Source organism: Ancylobacter polymorphus, assembly GCF_022836935.1.
Lineage (GTDB): Bacteria > Pseudomonadota > Alphaproteobacteria > Rhizobiales > Xanthobacteraceae > Ancylobacter > Ancylobacter polymorphus_A.
This window is the reverse complement of sequence record NZ_CP083239.1, coordinates 841,086-853,738: the sequence shown is the minus strand read 5'-3', so window position 1 is coordinate 853,738 and position 12,653 is coordinate 841,086. Positions and strand designations below refer to the sequence as shown.

At 68.2% G+C, this 12,653-nt stretch carries 9 protein-coding genes; 4 read left to right on the top strand and 5 right to left on the bottom strand.

From position 1 onward, the window contains the following. Positions 1–4: 4 nt before the first annotated feature. From K9D25_RS04005 to K9D25_RS03985, 5 genes are all read right to left on the bottom strand, one after another. Positions 5–1,330 carry an ABC transporter substrate-binding protein gene (locus tag K9D25_RS04005; protein WP_244379458.1) on the bottom strand — a complete coding sequence of 442 codons (1,326 nt, stop codon included), beginning with the start codon at positions 1,328–1,330 and terminating at the stop codon, positions 5–7. Positions 1,331–1,559: 229 nt separating this feature from the next. Further along, positions 1,560–2,936, bottom strand: coding sequence for a sigma-54-dependent transcriptional regulator (locus K9D25_RS04000; RefSeq protein ID WP_244379456.1), 1,377 nt, complete (start codon positions 2,934–2,936; stop codon positions 1,560–1,562). Beyond that, a complete protein-coding gene (locus K9D25_RS03995; RefSeq protein WP_244379454.1) occupies positions 2,933–4,858 on the bottom strand; it encodes an ATP-binding protein in 1,926 nt (641 codons plus the stop codon). Before K9D25_RS03995 ends, K9D25_RS04000 begins: the two co-directional genes overlap by 4 nt. Then, the gene (locus K9D25_RS03990) at positions 4,855–6,228 is read right to left on the bottom strand and encodes an ABC transporter substrate-binding protein (RefSeq protein ID WP_244379453.1); all 1,374 of its coding nucleotides are present in this window, start codon (positions 6,226–6,228) and stop codon (positions 4,855–4,857) included. Before K9D25_RS03990 ends, K9D25_RS03995 begins: the two co-directional genes overlap by 4 nt. 84 nt (positions 6,229–6,312) lie before the next feature. Continuing rightward, a complete protein-coding gene (locus K9D25_RS03985) occupies positions 6,313–6,954 on the bottom strand; it encodes a LysE/ArgO family amino acid transporter (protein WP_244379451.1) in 642 nt (213 codons plus the stop codon). Positions 6,955–7,027: 73 nt separating this feature from the next. On the opposite strand from K9D25_RS03985, the gene K9D25_RS03980 reads away from it, so the two are divergent. The 4 genes from K9D25_RS03980 to K9D25_RS03965 all read left to right on the top strand — a co-directional run bounded on the left by K9D25_RS03980 (position 7,028) and on the right by K9D25_RS03965 (position 12,585). Continuing rightward, complete coding sequence (locus K9D25_RS03980; RefSeq protein WP_244450788.1) at positions 7,028–7,918, top strand: LysR family transcriptional regulator ArgP; 891 nt, start codon at positions 7,028–7,030, stop codon at positions 7,916–7,918. 84 nt (positions 7,919–8,002) lie between these two features. Continuing rightward, the gene (locus tag K9D25_RS03975) at positions 8,003–9,703 is read left to right on the top strand and encodes a methyl-accepting chemotaxis protein (RefSeq protein WP_244379450.1); all 1,701 of its coding nucleotides are present in this window, start codon (positions 8,003–8,005) and stop codon (positions 9,701–9,703) included. Positions 9,704–9,893: 190 nt separating this feature from the next. Continuing rightward, positions 9,894–10,328, top strand: a complete 435-nt coding sequence (locus tag K9D25_RS03970; protein ID WP_244379448.1) for a hypothetical protein — start codon at positions 9,894–9,896, stop codon at positions 10,326–10,328. 499 nt (positions 10,329–10,827) lie between these two features. Next, a complete protein-coding gene (locus K9D25_RS03965; RefSeq protein ID WP_244379446.1) occupies positions 10,828–12,585 on the top strand; it encodes a hypothetical protein in 1,758 nt (585 codons plus the stop codon). Positions 12,586–12,653 lie beyond the last annotated feature (68 nt).

Below are 12,653 nucleotides of genomic sequence, written 5' to 3'. Positions count from 1 at the left end.
CGGCTCAGTTGGCGAGCGTGGCGGCTTCCGCGACCTTGGCCTTCGCCTTGGCGTAGTGCTCCTTGGCGAAGCCGGCCCATTGCTGCTCGATCTCGGCCTGGCGGGCGCCCTTCTCCTTGCCGCCGCTGAACGCCGCCAGCACTTCCTTGCTCGACGCCTGCTCCTCATTGACCGGCATGGCGCCGATCAGCGCGCGCGCTTCCTTGATCAGGGCGCGGGCCTGCGGGTTGTCCTTGGCCGCGAGCTTGGCCTCGACCTCATGGATCGACTTGGTGACGGCCTTCAGATCGTTCAGCTGGAAGGAGATGAGCTGGTCGAACAGCGTGTCGACCACGGCGGTGCGCTGGCCGGACTTGTCGACATCGAACATCGTCATCGACTTGAAGCGCGGGTCGGTGAACGGGTTGGGGTAGCCCTCCGGCGCCTTGGCATAGACGGCCGGGTTCACCGGCAGGCGGCGGATGCTGGGTTCCAGCAGCACTTCCTGGCCGGCGGGCGAAAGCAGGAAGTTGACGAATTTCTGCGCGTTGGCGGCGTTCGGCGCATTGGCGACGATGCCGACATTGGCCGGCACCACGGTGGTGACGGTGGGATAGACGAACTTCACCGGGAAGCCCGAACCCTGGGCGGAGAAGGCGAAGAAATCGATGACGATGCCATAGCCGACCTGGCCGGAATTCACCGCCTCCGGCACGCCGAAGGAGCGCTCGGTGATGGTCTGGAAGTTGCCGGCCATGTCCTTGATGGTCTGCCAGCCCTTATCCCAGCCTTCGCCCTGCAGGATCGTCTCGATCGTCAGATGCGTGGTGCCGGAGCGTGCGGGCGAAGCAATGGCGACATGGTCGTAATAGGGCGCGGCGGCGAGGTCGTTCCACTCCTTCGGCTCGGGCAGCTCATTGGCCCCGACATAGCGGGTGTTCCACATGATGCCGTAGCCCGAGGCCGCAAAGCCGAAATAATAGCCCTCGGGATCGTTGATGGGATAGGCGCCGATCTTCTCGGGGATGCCTTCGGCGGAAGGCGTGAACTTCTGCAGCAGCTGCTTGGATTTGAGCACCTCGAAGGCGTCCGGCGCCGAGGCCCAGAACAGGTCCGCCTGCGGGTTGGAACGGGTTTCGTCGAGATATTTCACGCCCGCATTGGTGTTGCGGTTCTGCACGTCGAGCGAAATGCCGGGATTGGCCTTCTCGAACGCGGCCTTGATCGGGTCGGTGACATCCTTGGAGAAGGAGGTGACGACGGTGACCTTGCCGGACTGCGCCAGCGCCGCCGGGGCGGCAGCGAAGGAGGCGAGCGCAAGGGTGGCCGCGAAGGCGGCGGAACGGATCATGGCGTATCTCCCAAAAGTCTGTTTGGCAGCCCGAAGGCAGCGCGGGGCTCTCCGCAACCCGCGTGCCACAACGTCGTCTTTTGGTTAAGTTGTTGATCTACATAGATCTTGTGGGCGCGGCCACCGCTCTGCCGCGCCCGGATGGGTCATCGCGGTAACGCCGCCGGCCGGGCGGATGGGTCAGGAAGGTAACATCGCCGCGCGCCGTCTGCGCCGCGCCGCCGGCGCGTCAGTCCTCGACCGCGTCGCGCTCCAGCCCGTGCTTGCGCATTTTGAGATAGAGCGTCTTGCGCGAGATGCCGAGGGCTTCCGCGCACTGGCCGACCCGCCCGCCATGGCGGGCCAGCGCCTCCGCGAGGAGCTGGCGCTCGGCGGCGTCCATCATCGCTTCGAGGCTCGTCCCGCCCGCCGGCATCGGGGCGGGCGGCGGGGGGAAGGCCTCCGGCGCGCCCGCGTCCTCCAGTCCCAGCACATGGCGCTCGGCGGCGTTGCGCAATTCGCGCACATTGCCCGGCCAGGGCCGGCGCATCAGCGCAGCAAGCGCGGCCGGCTCCACCGGGCGGGCCGGCACGCCGTCGCGCGCGGCCACGGCCTCGACGAAATGGCGGAACAGCGCCGGAATGTCCTCGCGCCGGTCGCGCAGCGGCGGCAGGCGGACGGTGACCGTGTTGAGCCGGTAGACCAGATCCTCGCGGAAGCGTCCTTCGCCCGCCAGCGCCAGCAGGTCCACCTTGGTGGCGGCGATCACGCGGATATCGACCTTGATCTCCACATTCGAGCCCAGCCGTTCCAGGCTGCGCTCCTGCAGCGCGCGCAGCAGCCGCGTCTGCGCCGCCAGCGGCATGGATTCGATCTCGTCGAGGAACAGCGTGCCCTTGTGCGCGTGCTCGATCTTGCCGATGCGGCGCTCGCGCGCGCCGGTGAAGGCGCCGGCCTCATGGCCGAAAAGCTCGCTCTCGATCATGTTCTCGGGGATGGCGGCGCAGTTCACCGCGACGAAGCGCCCGGCGCGGCGGCGGCCGAAATCGTGCAGGGCGCGCGCGGCCATCTCCTTGCCGGTGCCGGTCTCGCCGAAGATCAGCACATCGGTGCGGGTGTCGGCGAGCACGGCGAGGGTGCGGCGCAGGCGCTGCATCGCCTCGGAACGGCCGATGAGCCGGGCCGCCCATGCGTCCTGCGCCAGCGCGTCGTCGCGGGCGGCCTCCTCGCGCAGCGCGCGGTTTTCCAGCACCAGCCGGCGCTGTTCCAGCGCGCGGCGGACGGTTTCCACCAGCAGCACCGGGTCCGCCGGCTTCTCGATGAAATCCCACGCCCCGGCCCGCAGGGCGCGCAGCGCCATCGGCACATCGCCATGGCCGGTGATCAGCAGCACGGGAATATCGGCGTCGAGCCGGCGCACCGCGTCGAGAAAGGCGAAGCCGTCCATGCCGGGCATGCGTACATCGGAGACCACGACGCCCTCGAAGCCGGGCGACAGCGCCTTGAGCGCCGCCGCCGCGCCGGCGGCCGGCAGCACGGCGAGGCCGTCGAGTTCCAGCGTCTGGCCATAGGCGTGGCGGACCTCGGCGTCGTCGTCCACCAGCACGATGTCGGGCGCCCCGCTCATGCCGCCTCGCTCAGTTCGATGGCGAAGATGCTCCCGGCGGGCGAGCTCTGCTTCAGCAGCAGCCGGCCGCCGAAATCGCGGATGATGTTGAAGGACAGCGACAGGCCGAGGCCAAGGCCGGAGCCGGGCGGCTTGGTGGTGAAGAACGGATCGAAAATGTCCGAGCGCTGTGCGTCCCCGATTCCCGTACCGCTGTCGACGATCTCGATGCTCACATGCTCTCCCTCGCGGCGGGCGCGGACCTCGATCCGGCGCGCGGCCGCGTCGTGAACCGCGTCCATCGCATTGGCGATGAGATTGACCAGCACCTGTTCGAGCCGCACCTCCTCGGCGCGGACCCGCAGCCCCGGCGGCACCGCCCGTAGCACCTCGATGCGCTCATCGGCAATGCGCTGGGCGAACAGCGACAGCGCGCCCTCGACCACATGGTCCAGATCGACCGCACTGAGGGTAGGCTCCGGCCGGCGGGCGAAGCGCTTGAGATGGGCGATGCTCTGCGCCATGCGGACGGTGAGCCCTTCGATGCGGGCGAGGCTTTCCGCCGCGTCCTCACCGCGCCCGCGCTTCAGCAGCACGGCGCCGTTATGCGCGTGCGAGCGGATGGCGGCGAGCGGCTGGTTCAGCTCGTGCCCGATGCCCGCCGCCATCTGGCCGAGCGCGGCGAGCTTGGCGGACTGCACCAGCTCGTCGCGCGTCTGGCGGAAGATGACGAGGGCGCGGGCGAGTTCGTCCAGCTCGTCGGCGCCGAAATAGCCCTGCGCCTTGGCCGCCGGCAGTTCCACCGCGCCGCCGGCGGCGATGGCCCCGGCGGCGAGGGTGAGCCGCTCCAGCCGGGCGATGAGGCTGCGCCGGACATAGAACCAGCCCACCAGCACCGCGACGCCGAGCGAAAGCCCGGCAATGGCGAGCAGCAGGCCGCGCCCGATGACGATGGCTTCCGCCGCGCGGGCGGCGGCGGCGCGGGCCTCGGTCTCGATCTGCCGCGCCACGGAGCCGATGCTGCCGCCAAGTTCGGCGGCGAGATCGCGGCTGGTGGCGAGCCGCGCCTGGCCTTCCTCCGACGCGGCGATCTCGGCCATGCGCAGCCCCGGCAGGCCGCTTTCCGCTTCCGACAGTGCGGCGAGGCGGCCGACGATCTGGCGCACGGTGATGGCGTCCGCCCAGCCCTGCAGCCGCTTGGCCTCGACCACGAGTTCGTCCACCGCCTCGCCGAGGAAATGCCCGGTCTGGCGCAGGTCCTCGGTCACCCGCACGCTCGCCACCTGGCCGAGAAGGCCGATGGCGAGATGCGCCTGCGCGCTCAAAGCGAGGATGGCCTCGGTCTTGGAGGTCTCGTCGCGCAGGATGCGCTGCGCCGCCTGCCCGGCCTCGCCCGCCTGCCCCGCCTGGGCGAGGGCGGCGTGGATGTTGAAGCGCGCGTCTTCCACCAGCGGCTCGACCTCGTCGACGAGATCGGCCTGCAGCCAGCGCAGTTCCTCGACAATGGCGCGGGTGCGGGCCTCGATGTCGAAGCGGCGGCGGGCGGCGGCGTCCACCGCGTCGAGCGTGGTGCCGAGCGCTTCCACCAGCCGGCGCAGCGCGGCGAAGCCCTGCGCGCCTTCGCGCGACGGCGCGGTTTCCAGCAATTGGCCGAGCGCGCCGAGCCGCTCGCTCGCCCGCTCCATGGCGCGGTCATGGTCGTCGCGGCGCTCGGCGGTGGCGAGTTCGGTGGCGGCGGCGGTGAGGCGCCCGCCCGCCTGCGAGAGCTGGGCGGCGAAGACCAGCGCCGGCACATGGCCGCGCGCGGTGGAATCGAGCTCCGACGACAGCCGGGCATAGGACAGCCAGCCGACGAGGCAGGCGATGACCGCCAGCCCGCCCACGCCGATGAAGGCGAGCAGCAGCCGCCCGCCAATGCCGAAACGGGTACGCTCCCCGCTCATGGCGTGCCGCGTCCCGCGCGCAGCGCCGGCAGCCGCCCGTCCTCCACCAGCAGGCGCCGGGCCGTCTCGGCGGCGGCGCGCGCCTCGGCAAGATTGGCGGCGGCCCAGCGCTGGATGCGGGCGGTGAGCGCCGCCTGTTCCGGCGCGGCGGGCAGGCCGCGCGGCACGCGCGCCAGCTTCACCCCGGTGGCGAGGCGCGTGGCTTCCGCCTCATCGAACGGCATCTGCCGCAGCAGCGCCCGCGCCCGCGTCACCTCGCGCGCCGCCTCGGTGTGCGGCGTGGGGAGCAGGGCGGCTTCCACCTCATAGACGGTGCGCCAGATGTCGGTGGCGTCGCTGAGCGGGAAGGTGATCAGCTCGTCGAACAGGATGTTGACCAGCTCATAGCGCTGCGCCGAGCGGCCGGCATCGAAGCTCCAGGTCGCGGCCTCGTCGTTCTGCGCGAAGGGATTGGGCCCGACGGTCGCGCCCTCGGCATAGAACTCCGGGCGGATCGGCTGGCGGTCGATGCGGGGGTCGAGCAGCAGGCGCTGGCCGGGTACGGAGAGCAGGAAATCGACGAAGGCGTTCGCCGCCTCGCGGTTCACCGCGTCCTTCAGCAGGGCGATGCTGGCGGGGGTGAACACTTTCTGATCGGGAAAGCTGAAGCGCACCGGCCCGGCGTCGAGCTCGCCCGGCCGCGCCAGGAAATCGATGGTGATGCCGACCCCGAACCGCCCGCGCGACACCCCCGCCGCCACGCCGAAGCTGCGGGCGGTGACGGTGGCGAGATTGCCGCCGACCTGACGCCACACCGCCCAGCCCTCATCCCAGCCCTGCGACTGCAGCAGCGCCTCGACCATCAGATGCGTCGTGCCGGATCGCGAGGGCGAGGAGAGGCCGATATGGCCGTGATAGACCGGCGCGGTGAGATCGCGCCAGCGCTGCGGCACGCCGAGCCGGTGGCGCTCCAGATAGGCTTCGTTCCACACCACGCCATAGCCCGACAGCGCGAAGCCGAGATAAAGGCCGGAGGGATCGTTGACGGGATAGCCCGCCACCACCGGCGGGGTGCCGGTGTCGCGCGGGGCGAGCGGGGCGAGCCGTCCTTCCAGCTTCAGCAGCTCGAACGCATCCGGCGCCGAGGCCCAGAACAGATCGGCATCGAGCCGCTCGCCCCCGGTGATCAGCGCCACGGCGGCGGTGGTCTTGCGCTGCACGAATTCGACCTCGATGTCCGGCCGCGCCGCCCGGAACGCTGTGCGGTAAAGCTCGATCATCGAGGGAGGAAACGAGGTGACGATGCGCAGGGGGCGCGCCTGCGCCGCGGGTGCCGGCGCCAGCAGCAGGCACAGGGCGGTGACGACAAAGGCGGCGACGCGGAACCTCAACAGCTTCTCCGGCGAGGGGACGAACCGTGCCACCATCGCCGCAGCGCCGGCGCACCGCAACCTCGGGCATCGGCGGGCGGGCGATCAGCCGGGGGCGGAGAGGGCACGCGCCACCAGCGAGGCAGCCAGCGCCAGCATGATCACGCCCACCCCGGCGTCGAGCACCCGCCACGCCGCCGGGCGCGCGAAGAGCGGGCGCAGCAGCCTGGCGCCATAGCCGAGCGCCGCGAACCAGAGAAAGCTCGCCAGCGCCGCGCCGGCGACGAAGACCGGGCGCGCCGCCTCCGGCTGGGCGGCGCCGGCCGCGCCCATCAGCAGCACCGTGTCGAGATAGACATGCGGGTTGAGCAACGTGAAGCCGGCGGTGGCGAGCAGCGCGCGGGCCAGCGTGGTGCCGGCCGACGCATCAACCGCCATCGCGTCCGTCGCCGCCATGCGCCGCAGCGCCTGCACCCCATACCAGCCGAGAAAGCCGGCGCCGCCCAGCGCCAGCGCCGTGGCGAGCTGGGGCAGGGCGTTGAGAAAGGCGCCGAGCCCGGCGACGCCCGCGCCGATGAGCAGCGCGTCGGCGGTGCCGCAGAACAAGACGATCGGCCCCACATGTTCGCGCCGCAGCCCCTGGCGCAGCACGAACAGGTTCTGCGCGCCGATGGCGATGATCAGGGCGGCGGAGAGCAGAAAACCGGTGACGAAGGGGAGGAGGGCGGGCGCGAGCGGCTGTGTCATGCCGCCTTGATGACGCGTGGCGCCTGCCCAAGTAAAACTTGTTCTGCTAAGCCAGATGAAGCAAAACTTCATCATGCTGGATTACCCCTCGCTTGCCGCCGTCGCCGCCGTGGTGCGGGAAGGCACGTTCGAGCGCGCCGCCGCCGCGCTCGGCATCACGCCCTCGGCGGTGTCGCAGCGCGTGCGCGGGCTGGAGGAACGGCTCGGCGCCATCCTCATCGTCCGCGGCCAGCCGGCGACGCCGACCCCGCTCGGGCGCACGCTGTGCGCTCATCTCGACCGGGTGCGGCTGCTGGAGCATGACCTCGCCCCGGCGCTCGGCCCCGCAGCGGGGGCGGGCGAGCGCCTCACTGTGCCGGTGGCGGTGAATGCCGACAGTCTCGCCACCTGGTTTCCGACGGCTGCCGCCGCCTTCGCCCGCGCGACGCGGGCGACGCTCGACATCGCGCTCGACGACGAGGCGCACACCGCCGCGCGGCTGCGCAGCGGCGAGGTGCTGGCCGCTGTCACCGCCGAGCGCGAGCCCGTGCCGGGGTGCCGGACGCTCCCGCTCGGCGCGCTGGCCTATGCCGCCTGCGCCAGCCCGGACTTTTACGCGCGACATTTCCCCGACGGTGTCACCGCGACGGCGCTGGAGGCGGCGCCCTGCTTGCGCTTCGACCGGCGGGATTTCCTGCAGGCGCGCTGGGCCCAGGCCGCGCTGGGGGTGGAACGGCTCGGCCCGGTGCATTGGGTGCCCTCCACCCATGGCTTTCTCGACCTCACGCGGCTGGGGCTCGGCTGGGGCCTGCACCCCGTGGTGATGGTCGAGGCGGAGATCGACGCCGGCCGCCTCATCGAGCTGGTGCCGGGCCGGCGCAGCGCCGTGCCGCTGTACTGGACGGTGACCCGCCTGCACGCCGGGGCGCTGAGCCGGCTGACACGCGCGGTGCGGGCGGCGGCGGGCACCGTGCTGCGCCGCTGAGGGGCGGGTTTCGGGCGTGCCATCAGCCTCGCGCAAGCAAGCCTGCCTCTAGTGGTGGCCAACTTAACCTTACGAGATGCCGCCATGCGCTTCGCCAACTGGTCCATACTGGGGAAAATCTCCCTCGTCGTTGCTCTGCTCGGGCTTTGCTCGACCGGATGTACGCTGTTCGCCGGCCGCCGGATGGCGGACATGCAGGACGATTACACGGCGCTGCTGGAGGGCGATGCCCGGGCGGCGGTGGCGCTGGCGCGGATGAACCGGCAGGCGGTATGGTCGGAGCGCTCGATCTTCCAGGCGCTGGCCTCCACCAGCCCGGAGGAGGGCCGCGAGGCGCAGACGCAGCTTGCGCACGGGCTTGAGGAGCTGCATCGCTTTGCGGCCGAGGCGCAAAAGGCGTTGCCCGACCACGCTGCCGAGATCCAGGCGCTGGTGGACCGCTTCGATGCGCAGGTGAAGAACGCCTGCGCCGCCACCATCCAGAGGGCGCTCGCGGCGACGACCGCCGACGAGAAGCACCACGCGAGCCAGATGATGATGGCGGAGTGCGAGCCGGCGCTGGAGAAGGTGCGGGTGGAGCTGGCCAGTCTCGTCGCCACCCTGCAGGACCACATGCACCAGCGCGAGGAGGAACTGCACGCGCGGGCCGACGCCACCCAGCTTGAACTCTATGCCGGCACCGGCGCCGCGATCTTCTTCTGCCTCGTGCTCGCCTTCCTCATCGCCACGCGCGGCATTGTGCGCCCCATCGGCCGTATCGTCGGTGTGATGGAGGCGCTGACCTCCGGGCGCTTCGAGACCGAGGTCGGGGAGACCGAGCGCCGCGACGAGGTGGGGCGGCTGGCGCGGGGGCTGGCGCGCTTCCGGCAGGAGCTGATCGCCAATGCCGAACTGCGCGCGCAGGCGGCGATCGAGGAGCAGCGCTCGGCCGAGCGGCTGCGCCAGCAGAAGGAGGAGATCGCCGCCACCTTTGAAAGCCGCATGGGCAGGCTGGCGGAGTCGTTCACCAACTCGTCCACGGAAGTGGCGCAGGCCGCGACCATGCTCTCGGCCGCGGCGGAGCAGACCACCCGCCAGGCCCGCGCCGTGAGCGAGGCGGCGACGGAAGCCTCCGCGAGCGTGCAGACGGTTGCGGCCTCCACCGAGGAGATGTCCGCCTCGGTGCGCGAGATTGCCGATCAGGTGGTCCGCGCCGCGAGCATCGCCGATGGCGCCTCCAATGATTCGACCCGCATCCAGAGCGAGATCGCCGAACTGACCCAGGCGGCGAGCCAGATCGGCGCGGTCATCGACCTCATCACCACCATCGCCGGGCAGACCAATCTGCTGGCGCTCAACGCCACCATCGAGGCCGCCCGCGCCGGCGAGGCCGGCCGGGGCTTCGCCGTGGTGGCGCAGGAGGTGAAGGACCTCGCCAGCCAGACCGCGCAGGCGACCGAGGAGATTTCCGCCAAGGTGACGGAAATCCAGAGCGCGACGGACCGCTCCGTCGCGTCGATCGCGCGGATCGCCACCACCATCAACGAGATCCGCACCGCGTCGGCGGCGATCTCCGCCGCCATCGAGGAGCAGGGGGCGGCGACACGCGAAATCGCCTACAGCACCCAGCAGGCCGCCGAGGGCGCCCAGGTCGTCAATGGCAGCATCCACGGTGTCGGCGAGGCGGCGGAGACCACAGGCGCCGCTTCGGTGCAGCTCAAGGGCCTGTCCGAACAGCTCTCCGGCCAGGCGGTGCAGCTCAACACCGAGGTGCGCAGCTTCGTGACCACCCTGCGCGCGGCCTGAGCCGCCCCGCACCCGACGAGAAGAAGCGCCCGGCGGCAGCGACGCCGGGCGTCGCCTTTCAGGCGCCTTCCCCTCCACCGCGTCATGGCCTTCGGTTCCGCGGTTGATTGTCCGGCAACGAACCGCCAGAGTGAGCGTTATTCAACGGTGCCAACAGGGCACGTTGCTCCACTAGGGAAGGTTATCGCCGATGAAACTCTTGTCGGTACTACGGGTCGGGTTGCTCGCTCTGGCCGCGCTCATCGGCGGCATGTCGCTGGCCAGCGCCGCGGACGGCACCATCACCATCCGCATCGTGAAGGCCGGGTTCGTCGTCGGCGGTTCCGCCGGCGAGGGCGTGCTGACCTTCCAGGGCCGGAAATACCCGCTCTCGGTCGGCGGGCTGAGCTATGGCTTCACCTTCGGCGCTTCCGAGACGCGCCTGCACGGCAAGGTGCGCAATATCCAGCGTGCGTCCGATGTGTCGGGCGTCTATGCCCAGGGCGGCGCCGGCGCCGCCTTCGTGAAGGGGGCGCAGGTGGTCGTGCTGACCAACCAGAACGGCGCCGTGCTGGAACTCAGCGGCGAGCAGAAGGGCGTGATCGTCAGCCTCGATCTGAGCGGGCTGGCTCTTTCGCTGAAGTGAGACACGCGGCGGGGGCGGCCGCGACGCACGCCGCCCCCCGCCGTTCTCCGCCCGGCGCGGTGGCCGTGGGCTGGCGTCCCGGTATGTGCGGAGGATGCCTCGCCGTCGGCCCATGCTCTCAGCGTTCCTCTTTCCTTCTCGTGTCTTGCGATGGCGTGGCCTGCCGCGCTGGGTCCTCCGCGCGTCGCTCCGATATGGGGCGGCAGGGCGGAGAACGACATTCGCCCGGCCATGCCATCGCCCAAGCGAGGCGCCGGCGCGGGCCGCTCGAGTAGGGCTTCACGCAGCCGCCTATCCGGGCGACAGCGACATGACCCGCGCCTTCCGACATGTCCCGTCACGAGAGGCGGGGAAGCGGCGTCCTGTGCCTGAAAGGGGCCAGGGAATCCGCGGCTTCGCCGATGGCGACCGGTTTGTGTTGTAGGCGCGTGGGACGTTCCGGCGAACCAGTCTCATCGGCGTCATTGCAGGATCGACATTTTCTGAGGGTATATTTTAGATGAATATTGACCAATCAGATCATGGAACAGGAGATTCATTTCTGTCGAAGTCGCGGGCTGAAAAAAGTTTTATAGCTTTTAGCATTTCTGTATTCATTCTTTTATTGTGCTTTTATGCAATCTATACACGGAATGTATCTTACGATGCGTTTTATGAGGCGGATTTTTTGCACATCCCATTTATCGCCGGTATCATAGATGGAGGCATGAATGTACGAAGCTTTATGACGGCTTTCGATGAGCATTTGTTTCCGGGGTACAATTTAATATTGTTTTTTAATTATGTATTATTTAATATATCTGGTAATTTTACAGCTATTATATCTGCCTTTTCTGTAGTGATAAGTGCGATTATCGTTGTTGTGTTTGTCATCCGAAACTGGGAGTCCGATTTCGTAGGTTTATATTTCACTACGTTCGGATGTAACTTCGTTCTTTTGTCGCCGACGAATAATGTTTTCTGGGGTATGGCCCTTGCGGCGCAGGTCGGCACGCTCCTCGTGCTCCTGGTGATCTTCGCGATCTGCCATGCTGTGTGCGACAATCGAGGCTTCGTTTTTCCGCTCTTCCTTATACCTGTCGCTTTCATATTCTTCCTGGGCGGGTATTCCGCGGGGTTCATGGCGGTCGGTGTGGTGGGTTTCGTCTTGATGTTTCGGTCAAGGCCGCTGCGCTCATATGCGATTTATACTCTCGCGACTTTCCTATGCTCCGTTATTTTATACATTTTACTCGTGTATAAATACGGCGCGCTGTTTTCAAACGTCCCAAGCGAAGACTCGTTCAGTTTGCTCATTCTGATCAAGTTCGCCCTGGTCATGTCGGCTGCCAGCGTTCTCGGCAGTACGCTCATTGAGCAAATGGGGCGGCCAGACGTCTATTTTTACGTTGGCGCTCTCTTGCTCATGGTGGCGGCGTTGGCCGTGACCGATGTTTCGCGTCGCATCCTCCGCCGTGATACACGTAAATTGGACGTATTCGTTCTCCTTCTCATCACCTATTCCATTGTTACGATTCTTTTTGTCTCGTTCTTCCGCTTTGAAAATGGGGTGGATGGGGGCGTTGGACAGTGGTACGCCACCCATATCAAGTTCTTGCCGGTCGCACTCTTTGTCTGGCTGGGCCTAAAGATCGGCGATGGAACGGCGGGTTCCTGGCGGACGCGTGCGGCGGTGATCGCCTTCGTTGCGCTCACCGCGAGTGTTTTCATCGGTTTCAGGGGTGACTGGATAAAGTCCTATTATGTTCGCGGGTGGAAGGTCGAGATCGCTTCCCACGCGCTGGATATACTGGCGACGCGCGACGATCAGCTGCCGCCGAAAGGTCCTGCCACGCTTCTCTGGGACCCTGTTCAGGTAAAGCGCGGCCTCGAACTGTTCTATCGGAACAATCTTTGGGTCTTCCAATCGCGCGACATCAAAGTGAAAGGACTGCAGGAGGGGCGCTTTCTTTCCGCGACGCAGCCCGCCTTTGTCGCCTGCCCGGTGGGGACGACGTCGTTGACCTTTGCCGTCACGGGAGCGCCGGGAGACGGCGTATTGAAGGTTTCATCCGCCGCGGCCCTGCAAGAGATCCCGCTCGGTCAGAGCGTCGTGTTCGCCTTCCCCACCATCGATGCGGTTGCACGCCTGGCCCTTGAGCCCGCCGCAACGCCCGGGGAGGGCGCTGATGCCGCGGATGGCGGCCCGTCCGCCGCGATCGAGATCAAGGACCTGGAATGCCATCTCAGGGGGCCTGTGACGCCCTTTCCGCAATAACGCCCTGAATCGGATCGCATCCTCGTAACGAGGCCATGCGGCAGGGCTATGGCCCTATGTGGTGGACG